Here is a 14,592-nt window from a genome sequence, read left to right as displayed (position 1 = left end):
CCCGTCCCGCCCCCTGCCGGAGAACGCAAAAGAAGACCGGCCGGGGATCGCTCCCCGGCCGGTCGTTCTCAGGTCCGGCGTCCGCCGATCAGTAGCGGTAGCGCAGCGTCAGGCCGTAGGTCCGCGGCGCGCCGTTGAAGGCGTTGTAGGTCTGGCTGTCCAGCGCCGGGTTGTAGAAGGTGCCGTTCGGCTGGACCGTCGACTGGAAGGCGGAGCCCTGCAGGAAGGCGTTGTACGCCACCTGGATGTACTCCTCGTCGGTCAGGTTCTGGACCCAGCCTTCGACCGTCCAGCGCTCGTCCTCGGTGCCGAGGCTGATGCGGCCGTTCAGCATGGTGAAGGCGTCCTGCGCCTTGTAGGGCAGCAGGTCCGACCCGGTGTTGTAGTCGCTCATGTACTTGGCCGAGAGGGAGAAGCCGCCGCGCAGGCCGCCGCCCAGGCTGCGGTCGAAGGTGACCGAGGCCGAGCCCGACCATTCCGGAGCGAACGAGGCCGTCGCGCCGGGCAGCAGCGACAGCTGCGGGAAGTTGCCCGGGTTGGCCAGGTCGGCGGCGGTGAAGTCGCCGTACTTGGTCTCGGTGTAGGTCACGCCGCCGGAGAAGCTCAGGCCCTCCACCGGGGTGAACCAGACGAAGTCCGCGTCCACGCCGCGCGAGGTCAGCTCGGGGATCGATTCGACCACGAACGACGTGCCCAGGAAGGTGTTCAGCTGGAAGTCTTCGAAGGTCTGGTCGAAGTAGGTGACGTTCAGCAGCAGGGTGCGGTCCAGAAGCGTCAGCTTCGCGCCGAGCTCATAGCTGTCCACGACTTCCGACGGGAACAGCAGCGAGGCGTTCGGGGTGATGCCCGTCTGCACGCGGTCCAGGTTGTAACCGAACGACTTGTAGCCGCGGGCGTAGGACCCGTAGACCATCGCTTCCGGCGAGATGCGGAACGAGGCCTTGACCGTTCCGGACAGTTCGCCGTCGCTCTCCGACTCCGCGACGGGACGGTTGTCGTAGAAGGGGTTCGACCACGGCAGGCACAGGCGGCCCAGGATCAGCGGGGCGTTGGCCGGGCCGACCGCGCCGGCGATGGCGGCCTGGTTGGCCAGACCCGCGGCGCAGGTCAGGCCGGCCTGGTCGGTGCCGTTGGTCTGCAGGCCCGTCAGGCTCTTGTCGTCGTAGGTGTAGCGCAGGCCCAGGGTCAGATCGAGCTGCTCGGTCACCGAGAAGGTGTTGTTCGTGAAGATGGCGAACGAGTCCGAGCGCTGGTCGTAGACGTCCTCGATCGACTGACCGGGCAGGAAGGTCGGGCCGCCGCCGAACACCGCGCCGCCCGTGCCGAGGCAGGCCTGAAGCTGCGGCGTGGTCTGGGCCGTGCGGGTGAAGCAGGGGATGATCGACGGGCTGACCGGGACGAGCGGGTTGGCCGCGTTCAGGGCCGCCGAGAGCTGGAAGGACAGAACCGGGGCATAGTCCGCGCCGAGGTAGAAGCTGTCGGTCCGGCCGATGTCCTCACGTGTGGCGAACACGCCGACCAGCCAGTCCAGACGGTCGGTGGCGCCGGCCAACCGGACTTCCTGGGTCAGGTTCTCGACGGTGAAGCCGAAGTCGCCGTCCTGCAGTCGGTAGGCGATGTCGGCGCCGGTGAAGTCGGCGTCCTGACCGTTGACGAAGCTCCAGTCGCGCCACGAGGTGATCGAGGTCAGGGTCGCGCCGCCGAACAGCGACGGCATGTCGATGTTGGCTTCCAGCGAGACGCCGCGATCCTCGACTTCCTGACCGGTCTCGCGGTTGGCGTAGGCCGTGCGGGAGAACGGCAGCATGCCGAAGCCGGGGGCCGGCGGACGCTGGCCGGTGCCGACCGACGTGGCGTCGATGAACGGATAGGTCGGCCCGGTGCGGACCTGGGTGCCGACGCAGCAGTATTCGTCGCGCTTCGAATAGTCCGCGATGAAGCGGATCGAGGTGTTGTCGTTGGGGAGCCACAGCAGCTGGCCGCGGACCGTGCCGAAGTCCTGGTTGTTGTCGTCCGTCTGCGGACGCGGGCCGTCGCCGACGTCGATGTTCATGAAGCCGTCGCGCAGGCGGCGGCCGGCGTAGAGGCGGAAGGCCAGCGAGTCGCTGATCGGGCCCGAGACCGAGCCCGAGACCGCGCGGGCGTTATAGTTGCCGATCGTGGCGTCGAAGTTGAACTCCGGCGTGAACGAGGGCTGTTCGGTGATGATGTTGATCACGCCGGCCGAGGTGTTCTTGCCGAACAGGGTGCCCTGCGGGCCCTTCAGGACCTCGATGCGCTGCAGTTCGCCCAGATCGCCGAAGCCGACCGAGTTGCGCGAGCGGTAGACGCCGTCGATCACGACGCCGACCGAGCTTTCCAGACCGGGGTTGTCGCCGACGGTGCCGACGCCGCGGATGCGGGCGGTGGTCGAGGCCTCGGAGGCGGTCGACGTCACGGTCAGGCCCGGGGTCAGGATCTGCAGGTCCTTGATGTCGCTGACGCCGGCGTTCTCGAGCGTCTCCTGCGACAGGGTCGTGACCACGATCGGCACGTCCTGCAGGCTCTGTTCCCGCTTCTGGGCGGTGACGATGATGTCGTCGACGCGCGTGACTTCCTGCTCCTGGGCGGCGGCGACGCCGGCGGCCCCGAAGACGGCCGCGCCGACGACGGCGGCGGACACGGTGGTGCGAAGAATGTGGTTCAGACGCATGTCTATCCCGGCTCCTAGAGCCCGGCCGGAAGCGGCCGGAGCGTTCCCAATCCCAATGACCCCGTCCTTCTTGGCGTGACGGCGATCGCCAACATCCGGGGTAATCCAACCGGTGTCGCGCGACAAGGATAACGCCACGTTACGGGCGCGCGCACGCCGCACGGAAGCCGGGACTGTGACAAGAAAGCGACGGAAACCGCTGACGCAGGGTCAATATTCGTGCGTCAGTCGCCAGTATTCGCCCGAGCCACGGCCAATTCCTTGCGCCGGAGTGCGGCGAGCGACAGGATCACGCCGCCGACCACGGCGGACAGGATAGACCCGCCCAGCACGCCCAGCTTGACCTCGACCTGTTCCGGCGAGTCGATGGCCCCGGGGAAGGCGAGGGCCCCGATGAACAGGCTCATGGTGAAGCCGACGCCGCAAAGCAGGCTGACCCCATAGACTTCGGGCCACGTGGCCCCGGTGGGCTTCGTTCCCACCTTCAGAGCCGAGGCCAGCCAGGCCATGGCCAGCACCCCGGCCTGCTTGCCGACGAACAGCCCCAGGGCGATGCCGATCACCAGCGGAGCGGCCAACTGGTCCAGCCCGATGCCCGCGAAGCTGACGCCCGCCTTGGCGAAGGCGAAGACGGGCAGGATGACGTAGGCGACGTAGGGGTGCAGGTCGTGCATGGCCTCCTTCAGGGGCGCCTGGCCGTCCTTACGCTCCCGGAGGGGAACGATGGCGGCGAAGGCCACGGCCGTCAGCGACGTCGACAGGCCCGCCTCCACCGTGAGCCACCAGGTCAGGCCGAAGCCCAGCACCCAGAACGGCGACGGGATCTTGCGCCATTGCGCGAAGGCGGCCCCCACCGCCAACAGGCCGGCGACCCAGATCAGATGGCCCCACACCACGCCCTCGGAGAAGAGCACCGCGATCAGGGCGATCGCCCCGAGATCGTCGACGATCGCGAGCGTCAGAAGGAAGACACGCAAGGACGACGGCAGGGTTCTGGCGAAGACGGCGAAGACGGCGAGGGCGAAGGCGATGTCCGTGGCCAGCGGGATCGGCCATCCCTGCGTGGGGCCTCCCAGAGGGGCCACGACCGCCAGATAGACCAGGCCCGGCGCGATCATGCCGCCGAGTGCCGCCAGGACCGGCGTGGCCAGCTTCTTCGGGTCGCTCAGTTCCCCCCGCATGATTTCGTATTTGATCTCCAGCCCCACCACGAGGAAGAAGATCGCCATCAGGCCTTCCTTGATCCATTCGGAGACGGACATCTCGAGGATCGCCGGGCCGATCTGCAGGACGTGCTCGCCCTTCAGGAAGCCGAAATAGTCCGCCGCGAACGGCGAGTTCGCCAAGGTCAGGCCGATCAGGGCGGCGACGCCCAGAACGGCGCCCGAGCCGGCCTCGGTCTTGAGGAATTCAAGGGTCAGTCTGCGCGCCATGGCGGCCTCCGGGATCACGAAAGGTCGAGGCGCCAGGTTATCGACGGGCGCCGGACCGGGTTCGCCCCGGAACGCGGGCGCCGGCCTGGCCCGCGCGAACGGCGGCGGGCCTGATCTCTGCCCCCGTTCATACCCGGCGAGGCGGCGGGTTCAAGCCGCCGCGGTTGCCTTCGCGCGCCGACGGCCGCATCTGCCCCCCATGCCCGTCGCCCGCGTCTACAGCCCGGAACCCCGCTTCTTCGACCTGGGAGAGGACTATGGCGACGCCGTCCGGGCGGCGGAGTTTCCGCAGGCGCTGCTGCGCTTCCGCAACGACCGCGCCGCCGCCGAAGTCGGACTAGAGACGCTGACCGGCCCCGAATGGATCGACCACTTCGGCCGTTTCGCCCCCCTGCCGGGCCAGCCCGGACCCGTGGCCATGCGCTATCACGGTCATCAGTTCCGCACCTACAATCCCGACCTCGGCGACGGCCGAGGCTTCCTGGCGGCGCAGATGCGGGACGCCGGGGGCCGCCTGGTGGATCTCGGCACGAAGGGCTCGGGACGGACTCCGTGGTCTCGCGGAGCGGACGGGCGGCTCACGCTCAAGGGCGGCGTGCGCGAGGTGCTGGCGGCGGAGATGCTGCAGAGACTGGGGGTGCCGACCAGCCGGGCGCTCAGCCTGATCGAGACCGGCGAGGCTCTGGAGCGTGGCGACGAGCCCTCGCCCACCCGCTCCGCCGTGCTCGTGCGACTGTCGCACAGTCATATCCGCTTCGGCACCTTCCAGCGGGCGGCGTATCTGGGGCGCAAGGACCAGCTTGAGATCCTGCTGGAGCACGCCCGATCGCTGTACCATCCCCACGTCGCGCCGGGCGACGCCGCCGGATTTCTTGCGGAGGTGGTCGACGCCTCGGCCCGTCTGGCGGCGCGCTGGATCGCGGCCGGTTTCGTTCACGGCGTGCTGAACACGGACAATCTGAACGTCACGGGGGAGAGCTTCGACTACGGACCGTGGCGGTTCCTGCCGCACTACGAGCCGGGCTTCACCGCCGCCTACTTCGACCAGTTCGGTCTCTATGCCTTCGCCCGCCAGCCGGAGGCCGTCTTCTGGGCCCTGACCCAGCTGGGCGGCGCTTTGAAGCCCATAGACGACGCCGATGCCCTGACTTCGGCGCTCAACGGCTTCGGACCCGCCTACATCCGGCATCTGCGCGCCGCGTTTCTGGAGCGGCTGGGCGTCCTCAGCCTCGGCGAGGCGGCGGACCAGCGTCTGCTGGACGCCGCGCTGGCCCTGCTGCGCGAAGGCGGGGCGGCCCTGCGGTGGGAGCCGCTGTTCCACGACTGGTTCGCCGGCTTCGCCTCCTCCGCCCGCGCGCTGTCCGGGCCGCGCGCGAAGCTCTACCAGGGCGAGACGTTCGACGCCTTCCGCTTCGCCCTGTTCGAGCACGAACCGGATCGCCCCGAGCGGCTGGAGGCGTCCCGGTTCGCCCGCGCCGAGCCGGAAGAACTGCTGATCGACGAGGTGGAGGCCATCTGGGCGGCCATCGATTCCGGGGACGACTGGGCCCCGTTCGAGGCGAAGATCGCCCGGATACGCGCCGACTGACGGACTGCTGACGGCGCCTTGGCAGCAGCGGCCGACTAGCATGATCGCCGTCGCCGCACCCTGCGGCTTCGGCAACGCTTCCTTACGGATTGTTATGCATACCGTCACGCTTCGGCCCCGGTGCTCATGCAGAAAGCGATCACGGATGGTTACGCTGAAGCTTCTCGCCCTTGCGGGGCTGATGCGGCGATCCGACATCGCATCTGTTACCAATAAGAACCGGAGCGCCCCTCCCCGGGCGACTTTGACAATGAGCTCTCAGGCCCTTTCCCCGTCGCAGGTCCGCCTGCGCGCAAGCTATCGCAACCTGACCCTGTGGACCCTGCAGGGCTGGCTTTCCATGTTCTTCCTTGCCGCGGGCTGGGCCAAGGCGACCGAACCCCTGCCGACCCTCGTCGAGCTGATGGGCTGGCCGGCCCTGGTTCCGCTCGAGATGGTTCAGGGCCTGGGTCTCGCCGAGATCGTCCTCGCCGTCCTGCTGCTGGCGCCCCTGGCCTCCTGGCAGTGGGGCAGGCCGCTGATGGTCACCGCCGCCGGGGGCCTGCTGGCCCTGCAGACGGTCATGCTGGGCGTGCACGCCGCGGCGCTGGACGTCGTCCCGGCCTTCACCAACCTCGGCCTGATCGCCGTCACCGCGCCGGTCCTGTGGATGCGGGCCCGCGAAGTCCGCTGATCCGGCACCGGTCGGAGCAGAACTTCACCTGATCCCAATCGCGCGCCCACTTGCGGCGCCAGGCGAACGACCTGCCGCAGACGACGCAGATCTTCTGCGGCAGGTCGGCCTTTCGCGTGCCGACGTCGTTGACGTGTTTGCGGCCCATGGCGCGACGGAACCTTCCCTTTACGTGCGCGTCAAGTTCGGGCAAGGATGCCCGCCATGGCGAGCGCCGACGACCATCGCACCTATTCCATCCGCCAGCTGTGCCGCGAATTCGGGGCCACGGCGCGGGCGCTGCGCTTCTATGAGGACAAGGGCCTGCTGACCCCGGCCCGCAAGGGCCAGACGCGGGTCTATTCCGCCCGCGACCGCGCCCGGCTGAAGCTGATCCTGCGCGGCCGCCGCATCGGCTTCTCCCTGGTCGAGATCCAGGAGATGCTCGACCTCTATGACCATAAGGACCACAACGCCCATCAGATGGCCGTGGCGCTGCGCCGCCACCGGGCGCAGATCGAGGCGCTGAAGCAGCAGCGCGCTGATCTGGACGCGGCCATCGAGACCGCCGAAGAGGCCTGCGCCGTCATGGAGGCGCGTCTGGGCGAGCACCGTCCCGACCTGCTGCCCGGCGCCGAGGAATACGCCAGCCTGCTGAAGGCCCGGCTGAACCCGGACCCGCTGCACGACGCCCACCTGTCCCGCCTGCACCCCCTAAAAGCGAGAGCCTGACCCATGGCCTACAAGGCGCCCGTCCGCGACCTGACGTTCATCCTGAGCGACGTTCTGGACATCGACCGCTACGCCAACCAGCCGGGCTTTCAGGACGTCTCGGCCGAGCTGGCGCAGCAGGTGCTCGAAGAGGCCGGGCGTTTCGCCGACGAGGTCATCGCCCCGATCAACAACCCGGGCGACAAGGAAGGCTGCCGCATCGAGGGATCGGTCGTGACCACCCCGAAGGGCTGGAAGGAGGCCTATGCGCAGATGGTCGAGGCCGGCTGGCCGTCGCTGACCATGGATCCGGAGTACGGCGGTCAGGGCATGCCGCAGGTTCTGGGTTCGGCCGTGGGCCAGTTCACGGCGGGAGCCTCGGCCGCCTTCTCCATGTACCCGGGCCTGACGGCGGGCGCCTGGGCAGGCATCCACGCCAACGCCTCGGACGAACTGAAGCGCAAGTACCTGCCGAAGATGACGACCGGCGAGTGGACCGGGACGATGAACCTGACGGAGCCCCAGTGCGGCACCGACCTGGGCATGGTCCGCACCAAGGCCGTCCCGCAGCCGGACGGCAGCTACAGGATCACCGGCCAGAAGATCTGGATCTCGGCCGGCGAGCACGACTTCGCCGAGAACATCATCCACACCGTCCTGGCCCGCGTCGAAGGCGCTCCGGCCGGCATCAAAGGTCTGTCCCTCTTCCTGGTGCCCAAGTTCCTGGTCAACGAGGACGGCTCGCTGGGCGAACGCAACGGCGTGCAGTGCGCCGGGCTTGAAGAGAAGATGGGCATCCACGGCAACGCCACCTGCGTCATGGCCTATGAGGACGCGACCGGCTGGCTGATCGGCGAGGAAGGCCGCGGCATGAACAACATGTTCGTGGTCATGAACGAGGCGCGACTGGGCACGGGTCTGCAGGGTCTGGCCATCGGCACCGCCGCCTATCAGGCCGCCGTCGACTTCGCCCGGGACCGCCTGCAGGGCCGCAGCCTGACGGGGCCGAAGAACCCCGAGGGCCCGGCCGATCCGATCATCGTCCACCCCGACGTGCGCCGCATGCTGCTGGAGGCCAGGGCCTTCGTCGAAGGCGGTCAGGCCTTCATCCTGTGGACCGCCCTGCACGCCGACCTGGAGAAGTCCGAGGACGAGGCCGTGGCGCAAAAGGCCAAGGACTACATGGGCCTGCTGACGCCCGTCCTGAAGGCCTATCTGACCGACAAGGGCTTCCACGCCGCCAGCCTGGCCATGCAGGTGCACGGCGGCAGCGGCTACACCGAACACTTCCCGGCATCGCAGTACCTGCGCGACGCGCGCATCACCATGATCTACGAGGGCACCAACGGCATCCAGGCGCTGGACCTCGTCGGCCGCAAGCTGCCCGCCAACGGCGGCCGCGCCATCATGAGCTGGTTCGCCGAGATCGACGCCTTCGTGAGCGAGAACGGCGGCGAGGGGCCGATCAAGCCCTTCGTCGACGGCCTGGCAGACAGCAAGAAGAAGCTGCAGGAGGCCACCATGTGGCTCATGCAGAACGGCATGGCCAATCCGGACAACGCCGGCGCCGCCTCCACCGACTACCTCAACATCTTCGGCATCACCGCCCTGGCCTATATGTGGGCCCGGATGGCCAAGGCGGCGCAGGCGAAGATCGACGGCGGCTCGGACGATCCGTTCTACGCCGGCAAGCTGGCCACCGGCCGCTACTTCGTCGAGCGCATCTTGCCCGACGCGCAGGCCCATCTCGCCAAGCTGAAGACCGGCGCCGACGTGCTTATGAGCGTGCCGGCGGAGGCGTTCTGAGCATGAACGTCCTCGCCGCCGCCGATCCTGATTTCATGCAGGAAGAAGAGATCACCCTCTTCTCCGACAGCGTCTCCAAGTGGATCGACGAGCACGCGCCGCCGGAGAAGGTGCAGTCGTGGATCGCCGACTCCTCGGTCCCGCGCTCGCTCTGGAACGACGCCGGCGAGGCGGGCCTGCTGGGCCTGTCGATGCCCGAGGCAGACGGCGGCTTCGGCGGCGATTATCGCCATGAAGTGGTGCTGATGCGCCAGCTGGGCTGGAAGGGCGCGGACCACTTCGGCATCAGCCTGCACAACGCCATCGTCATGCCCTACGTCTGGCACTACGGCACCGAGGAGCAGAAGCAGCGCTGGCTGCCGCGGCTTCAGTCCGGCGAACTGGTCGGCGCCATCGCCATGACCGAGCCGGGCGCGGGCTCGGACCTGCAGGGCGTGAAGACCACCGCCATCCGTCAGGGCGACCACTATGTCGTCAACGGGTCGAAGACCTTCATCACCAACGGCCAGCTGGCGAACTTCATCATCGTGGTGGCCAAGACCGATCCGGCCGAGGGGGCCAGGGGCACCAGCCTGATCGTCGTCGAAACCGACGGGCTGGTCGGCTTCGAGCGCGGCCGCAACCTGCACAAGATCGGCATGGAGGGGAACGACACCTCCGAACTGTTCTTCAACGACGTGAAGGTGCCGGCCGAAAACGTCATCGGCGGCGGCGAGGGCCAGGGCTTCGTCCAGCTGATGCAGCAGCTGCCTCAGGAGCGCCTGAACATCGCCATCCAGGGCGTCGCCGCCGCCGAGCGCGGACTTCAGGAAACGCTGGCCTACGTCAAGGAGCGCAAGGCCTTCGGCAAGCGCGTCATCGACTTCCAGAACACCCAGTTCAAGCTGGCCGAGGTCAAGACCAAGCTGACTGTGGCCAAGGTGTTCTGCGACTGGTGCATCGGTCTGCACCTGAAGGGCCAGCTGGACGCCGCCACCGCCTCCATGGCCAAATACTGGGTCACCGACGTCCAGGGCGAGACCATCGACGAGATGCTCCAGCTGCATGGCGGGTACGGCTACATGAACGAGTATCCGATCGCCCAGCTGTACAAGGACGCCCGCGTCCAGCGCATCTACGGCGGCACGAACGAGATCATGAAGCTGCTGATCGCGCGGACGTTGTAGGCCGACAGGTCTTGCCCCGCGTCGCGATCACCGGGATGATCGTCAGAGGGAGGACCATCATGAAGTTCACGTTCCTGGCCGCGGGCTTCTTCCTGGCCGGCGCATTGCCGCAATCCGCGGCCGCGCAGGACCCGCGCATCACGCCGGTGATGTCGACGACGACGATGCGCAGCTGTCAGTCGGAAGCGACCACCACGATCCTGGTGCGCGAAGGTCAACCGGTCGCCAATCCCATGCCGGCGATAGAGAAGCGTCGGGTGGAACTTGGCCTGAAGCCCAGCGGCGACGGCTATGCGATCAGCAACGTGACGGATTCGCCTGAAGGCCGCACGGGCCTCGAACTGACCACGGACGCGACCGGCGCGATCCGGGACGCCAGGATGACCGGCCGGGCGCTGGAGCTGGGACTGTCCGCGACCCAGCTGTCGGAACTGGCGCGCACGGCGGGCGAGGATTTGCCGGAACGCCTTCTGATCGGTCGCAGCTTCATGGTGGGCGACAGCTACTACCCCGACGCGCTCCGCTCCACGCTGATGCGGCGCATGGTGGACCAGATCGGGCTGCCGCTCGAATCCGAGGGAACGCTGGGCCTGACATATCGTGGGGAAGCCGAACATCTCGGACGCCGCGTCTGGGCCTTCGAAGGCCCGGTGACCCTGCGCGGCGAGGGAGCCTTGCAGGGCGGCGTCCCGGTCCTTCTCCAGATGAACGGCTCCGGCCGCGTCCTGCACGACGCGGAGACGGGCCTCGTGCTCCGCTATGAGTTGCGGATGGAGACCCGGATCGACCTCGACGGCGCGACCGTGGCGCGACTGGAAGCGTCCGACGTGTGGGACTGCCGGCTCGTGCCGGGCTGAGCGCACCCGACGGCCCGGCCGCCGCGGCGGGATCGGCCGAGGATGACGTGCGCGGCGTGCGCCGGTATGCCGTCGTCCATGATCCGCCTCCACATCCCCCAGCCCCTGTCTGAGGGCGCGGCGCTCGCCCCCACGCTCGACCAGTCGCGCTACCTGACCCAGGTCATGCGGCTGAAGGCCGGCGACGCCGTGCACGTCTTCAACGGCGCGGACGGCGAGTGGCGCTGCACGGTCGCCGAGGTGCTGAAGAAGGGCGTCGTCCTGCGGGCCGAGGCGCGTCTGCGCGACCAGATCAGGCCGCCCGACGTCCATCTGCTGATCGCGACTGTGAAGAAGTCCGCGCTCGAGTTCGCGGTGGAGAAGGCGACCGAGCTGGGGGCCGCGCGGATCCGCTTGATCACCACCGCCCGCACCCAGCCGCAGCACGTCCGCCTGGACCGGCTGGACGCCATCGCCGAGGAGAGCGCCGAGCAGACCGGACGGCTCGACGTGCCGCCGGTCGACGCGCCGCAGAAGCTGGACGCTCTGCTGGACGACTGGGCCCCGTCCCGCCGACTGATGTTCTGCGACGAGACCGGAGGGGCCCCCGCCATGGCGGCGCTGGCCGCAGCCGGCGCCGGCCCGTGGGCGATCCTGATCGGGCCGGAAGGCGGCTTCAGCCCCGAGGAGCGCGAGCGCCTGCGCGCCCTGCCCTTCGCCGTCGCCGCGTCCCTGGGCCCCCGCGTGCTCCGCGCCGACACGGCCGCGACCACCGCCCTGACGCTCTGGCAGGCGGCGGTCGGCGACTGGGAACGCTGATCCCCCTTGTGCGTCCCTCTCGCGTCGCCCATCTCGCGACGACCGAGGGGCTGGACTTCAACACATGACCGACGCGCCGCTGAACCGGACGGACCTGATCGAGGCCCTGTCCAAGGGCATGAAGCCGCGCGCCGACTGGCGCATCGGCGCGGAGCACGAGAAGTTCGGCTTCCACCGCGACACCCTTCGCCGCCCGGCTTATGAAGGAATCGGCGGCATCCGGGCCATGCTGGAGGGCCTGACCCGCTTCGGCTGGTCCGAGGTGTTCGAGGGTGAGCACGTCATCGCCCTGGAGCGGACGACGCCCGAGGGGCTGACCTCCTCCATCTCGCTGGAGCCCGGCGGCCAGTTCGAGTTGTCGGGCGCCCCGCTGAAGGACGTGCACGAGATCTGCGACGAGACCGGCCGCCACCTGATGGAGGTCAAGCAGGTCGCCGACCAGCTGGGCCTGGGCTTCCTCGGCGTCGGCTTCGATCCTCTGTGGACGCGCGAGGACGTGCCGGTCATGCCCAAGGGCCGCTACGACATCATGCGCGCCTACATGCCCAAGCGCGGCGGCTTGGGCCTCGACATGATGCTGCGCACCTGCACCATCCAGTCCAATCTCGACTTCGAGACCGAGGCCGACATGGTGCGCAAGTTCCGCACCTCGCTGGCGCTGCAGCCGATCGCCACGGCCCTGTTCGCCAACTCGCCGTTCACTGAGGGCCGGCCCAACGGCTTTCTGTCGGCCCGGGCCAACGTCTGGACCGACACGGATCCCGACCGCACCGGCATGCTCGACTTCGTCTTCCAGGACGGCTTCGGCTTCGAGCGGTACGTCGACTATGCGCTGGACGTGCCGATGTATTTCGCCAGGCGGGACGGGCGCTACGTCGACCTGTCCGGGCGCTCGTTCCGGCGCTTCATGGACGGCGGCCTGGACGACCTGCCCGGCGACCGGGCGACGAAGAAGGACTGGGCCGACCATCTGACGACCCTGTTTCCCGAGGTGCGGCTGAAGTCCTATCTGGAGATGCGCGGCGCCGACGGCGGGCCGTGGAGCCGGATTTGCGCGCTTCAGGCCCTGTGGGTGGGCGTCCTTTACGAAGACGCGGCGCTCTCGGCCGCCTGGGACCTGTGCAAGGGCTGGGACATCGCCGACCACGAGCGCCTGCGCCGCGACGTCACCCGTCTCGGTCTCAAGGCCGAAGTTGCAGGACGCAGCGTGCGCGACGTCGCCGTCGACATGGTCGCAATCGCCAAGCAGGGCCTGAGATCCCGCGCCCGCTTCAGCGGCGGCATGGTAGACGAGCGCGGCTATCTGTCCGAGCTGGAAGACATCGCGGACTCGGGCGTCACCCCGGCCGAGCGCCTGTTGGACCTGTATCACGGCGACTGGGAGCGCGACCTGTCGCGCCTGTACCGCGACTTCGCCTACTGACGGAACGTCCGGCCCAGCTTGGGCATTGATCCGGCATGACCGACCCGATCCTGCCCCACACCCAGCCGGACCCCCAGGGCGACGGCCCCGTCATCTCCGACGAGCGCGCCAAGGCGGGCCGCGGCGGCATGCACGTGCTGACGATCCTGGTGGTGTCGGCGACCCTCGTCGCGATCGGCTTCGCCCTGATCTACATCTTCACTGCTGGCCCCATGGGTCGCGCGGAGGACCGGACCGAGGCGGCCGCGACGTCCGCGGAGGCGGCGCAGCCCTTGCCGGAACGGCCGACGACGACCCTCCCGACCGAAGTTCAGCCGCGCACGCCCGACGCGCCGACCACGCCGACCGGGGCCTGACGCAGCGCGGGCCGGGCCGTCAGCAGGGCCACCACGCAGCCGACGAAAAGCCCCGCCTCAAGCGCCGCGGCGACCGTCTGCGCCGCCCGACCGAACGTCGCCTCTCCCGCCAGCGCGCCCAGCGGCGCCAGGTCCAGCCGCGCGTCGGGATAGGCCCGGATCAGCAGTTCCAGACTGCCGCCCATCAACCGTCCGCCGAGCAAGGACATCGTCAGGCCGGCGAAGAGGCCGGTCACCGACGAGACCGCGCCCGCAAGCCGCGCCGACCATCCGCGGCGCGCGGCCAGCCAGACCCCGAACCCGATCGCCGCGCCCAAGGCCAGCCCCTCGCCCGCACCGGTCATGTCGGCGGGCGCCTGCCCCGTCAGCAGCGCCAGGGCGTCCAGGCCGATCAGCCGCGTGACGCCGCCGACCAGCGCCCCGGCGAGGGCGCCGCCGAGGATGCCGCCCCACGCCCCGGGTCGCAGCAGCCGACCGGTTTCCACGCCGAACCCGACCGCCCCGCCCGCGCCGAGAGCGAGGACGGTGGTCACGCAGATCAGCACCAGCAGGGCCGAGGTGGCCCCCATGCCCTCCGGCGACACGGCGAGGCCGTAGACCACCCCGCCGATCAGGCCGGCCACGGCGCCGCCCGCCCCGCCGGAGGCCGCGCCGCTCAGGCCCTCGCGCCATGCCGGGCGCGCCGCCGCGGTGACGGCGGCGGCGACGGGGACGGCCGGCGCCTCTGCGGCCGCCTGGGTCTCGCCGTCGGCCACCTCGGCGACGAAGCGATAGCCATGCTTGGGCACCGTCTCGATGAAGCGCGGCCGGGTCGCGTCGTCGCCGAGCACGCGGCGCAGGCTGCGGACGCATTGGGTCAGCGCCTCGTCGGTCACGGGCACGCCCCTCCACACCTCGGCCATGAACCGGTCCTTGGTGACCAGCCGCCCGCGCTCGGCCACCAGCAGAGCCAGGGCGTCGAGATACCGCCCGCTCAGCTCGACGGTTTCCCCGTCCCGGGTCAGGCGGCGATCCAGCGGATCCAGGCGAAAGCGGTCGAAGCGCACGGGACTCATCCCTGCGACGGTCGATGATCCGGGCGGCGAAGGCAATGGGCGGGCCTCTACCGGC

13 protein-coding genes are annotated in these 14,592 nt (G+C 69.3%); 9 read left to right on the top strand and 4 right to left on the bottom strand.

Features of this window, described 5'->3' with window-relative positions:
• Positions 1-88: 88 nt before the first annotated feature.
• Together EFJ44_RS05200 and nhaA are read right to left on the bottom strand one after the other, a co-directional pair.
• Complete coding sequence (locus EFJ44_RS05200) at positions 89-2,692, bottom strand: TonB-dependent receptor (protein WP_125256153.1); 2,604 nt, start codon at positions 2,690-2,692, stop codon at positions 89-91.
• Between the two features lie 224 nt (positions 2,693-2,916).
• Complete coding sequence (nhaA, locus tag EFJ44_RS05195; RefSeq protein WP_125256152.1) at positions 2,917-4,125, bottom strand: Na+/H+ antiporter NhaA; 1,209 nt, start codon at positions 4,123-4,125, stop codon at positions 2,917-2,919.
• A gap of 199 nt (positions 4,126-4,324) precedes the next feature.
• On the opposite strand from nhaA, the gene EFJ44_RS05190 reads away from it, so the two are divergent.
• Both EFJ44_RS05190 and EFJ44_RS05185 read left to right on the top strand, forming a co-directional pair.
• The gene (locus EFJ44_RS05190) at positions 4,325-5,713 is read left to right on the top strand and encodes a protein adenylyltransferase SelO family protein (protein WP_125256151.1); all 1,389 of its coding nucleotides are present in this window, start codon (positions 4,325-4,327) and stop codon (positions 5,711-5,713) included.
• A 250-nt stretch (positions 5,714-5,963) separates the two neighbouring features.
• The gene (locus EFJ44_RS05185; RefSeq protein ID WP_125256150.1) at positions 5,964-6,386 is read left to right on the top strand and encodes a DoxX family protein; all 423 of its coding nucleotides are present in this window, start codon (positions 5,964-5,966) and stop codon (positions 6,384-6,386) included.
• Here the strand turns inward: EFJ44_RS05185 and EFJ44_RS05180 are convergent.
• The gene (locus tag EFJ44_RS05180; protein ID WP_125256149.1) at positions 6,343-6,534 is read right to left on the bottom strand and encodes a DUF2256 domain-containing protein; all 192 of its coding nucleotides are present in this window, start codon (positions 6,532-6,534) and stop codon (positions 6,343-6,345) included. The genes EFJ44_RS05185 and EFJ44_RS05180 overlap by 44 nt on opposite strands.
• Positions 6,535-6,590: 56 nt before the next feature.
• Here EFJ44_RS05180 and EFJ44_RS05175 point away from each other — a divergent pair, with 56 nt between their 5' ends.
• From EFJ44_RS05175 to EFJ44_RS05145, 7 genes are all read left to right on the top strand, one after another.
• Positions 6,591-7,097 (top strand): MerR family transcriptional regulator, encoded by a 507-nt coding sequence (locus EFJ44_RS05175; protein ID WP_125256148.1) that lies wholly within the window; start codon positions 6,591-6,593, stop codon positions 7,095-7,097.
• A gap of 3 nt (positions 7,098-7,100) precedes the next feature.
• Positions 7,101-8,882 (top strand): acyl-CoA dehydrogenase C-terminal domain-containing protein, encoded by a 1,782-nt coding sequence (locus tag EFJ44_RS05170; protein ID WP_125256147.1) that lies wholly within the window; start codon positions 7,101-7,103, stop codon positions 8,880-8,882.
• A gap of 2 nt (positions 8,883-8,884) precedes the next feature.
• On the top strand, positions 8,885-10,048 hold the full coding sequence (locus EFJ44_RS05165; protein WP_125256146.1) for an acyl-CoA dehydrogenase family protein: 1,164 nt from the start codon (positions 8,885-8,887) through the stop codon (positions 10,046-10,048).
• Between the two features lie 59 nt (positions 10,049-10,107).
• Positions 10,108-10,905, top strand: coding sequence for a hypothetical protein (locus EFJ44_RS05160; RefSeq protein ID WP_125256145.1), 798 nt, complete (start codon positions 10,108-10,110; stop codon positions 10,903-10,905).
• A 78-nt stretch (positions 10,906-10,983) separates the two neighbouring features.
• Complete coding sequence (locus EFJ44_RS05155; protein WP_125256144.1) at positions 10,984-11,703, top strand: 16S rRNA (uracil(1498)-N(3))-methyltransferase; 720 nt, start codon at positions 10,984-10,986, stop codon at positions 11,701-11,703.
• Positions 11,704-11,767: 64 nt separating this feature from the next.
• Positions 11,768-13,126, top strand: coding sequence for a glutamate--cysteine ligase (locus EFJ44_RS05150; protein ID WP_125256143.1), 1,359 nt, complete (start codon positions 11,768-11,770; stop codon positions 13,124-13,126).
• A gap of 35 nt (positions 13,127-13,161) precedes the next feature.
• Positions 13,162-13,482, top strand: coding sequence for a hypothetical protein (locus EFJ44_RS05145; RefSeq protein WP_125256142.1), 321 nt, complete (start codon positions 13,162-13,164; stop codon positions 13,480-13,482).
• Here the strand turns inward: EFJ44_RS05145 and EFJ44_RS05140 are convergent.
• Complete coding sequence (locus tag EFJ44_RS05140; RefSeq protein ID WP_164511860.1) at positions 13,437-14,528, bottom strand: winged helix-turn-helix domain-containing protein; 1,092 nt, start codon at positions 14,526-14,528, stop codon at positions 13,437-13,439. The two genes, EFJ44_RS05145 and EFJ44_RS05140, sit on opposite strands and share 46 nt — an antisense overlap.
• Between the last annotated feature and the right edge of the window lie 64 nt (positions 14,529-14,592).

Origin of the sequence: Brevundimonas fluminis, from assembly GCF_003934285.1 — a bacterium.
Classification (GTDB): domain Bacteria; phylum Pseudomonadota; class Alphaproteobacteria; order Caulobacterales; family Caulobacteraceae; genus Brevundimonas; species Brevundimonas fluminis.
This window is presented reverse-complemented; position numbering and strand designations above follow the sequence as displayed.

Excerpts from the sequence above, each read along its gene's own strand:
- nhaA (WP_125256152.1), bottom strand. The coding sequence starts at position 4,125 with ATGGCGCGCAGACTGACCCTTGAATTCCTCAAGACCGAGGCCGGCTCG.
- EFJ44_RS05185 (WP_125256150.1), top strand. The coding sequence starts at position 5,964 with ATGAGCTCTCAGGCCCTTTCCCCGTCGCAGGTCCGCCTGCGCGCAAGC.
- EFJ44_RS05175 (WP_125256148.1), top strand. The coding sequence starts at position 6,591 with ATGGCGAGCGCCGACGACCATCGCACCTATTCCATCCGCCAGCTGTGC.
- EFJ44_RS05170 (WP_125256147.1), top strand. The coding sequence starts at position 7,101 with ATGGCCTACAAGGCGCCCGTCCGCGACCTGACGTTCATCCTGAGCGAC.
- EFJ44_RS05150 (WP_125256143.1), top strand. The coding sequence starts at position 11,768 with ATGACCGACGCGCCGCTGAACCGGACGGACCTGATCGAGGCCCTGTCC.
- EFJ44_RS05165 (WP_125256146.1), top strand. The coding sequence starts at position 8,885 with ATGAACGTCCTCGCCGCCGCCGATCCTGATTTCATGCAGGAAGAAGAG.
- EFJ44_RS05180 (WP_125256149.1), bottom strand. The coding sequence starts at position 6,534 with ATGGGCCGCAAACACGTCAACGACGTCGGCACGCGAAAGGCCGACCTG.
- EFJ44_RS05200 (WP_125256153.1), bottom strand. The coding sequence starts at position 2,692 with ATGCGTCTGAACCACATTCTTCGCACCACCGTGTCCGCCGCCGTCGTC.
- EFJ44_RS05145 (WP_125256142.1), top strand. The coding sequence starts at position 13,162 with ATGACCGACCCGATCCTGCCCCACACCCAGCCGGACCCCCAGGGCGAC.
- EFJ44_RS05160 (WP_125256145.1), top strand. The coding sequence starts at position 10,108 with ATGAAGTTCACGTTCCTGGCCGCGGGCTTCTTCCTGGCCGGCGCATTG.
- EFJ44_RS05190 (WP_125256151.1), top strand. The coding sequence starts at position 4,325 with ATGCCCGTCGCCCGCGTCTACAGCCCGGAACCCCGCTTCTTCGACCTG.
- EFJ44_RS05155 (WP_125256144.1), top strand. The coding sequence starts at position 10,984 with ATGATCCGCCTCCACATCCCCCAGCCCCTGTCTGAGGGCGCGGCGCTC.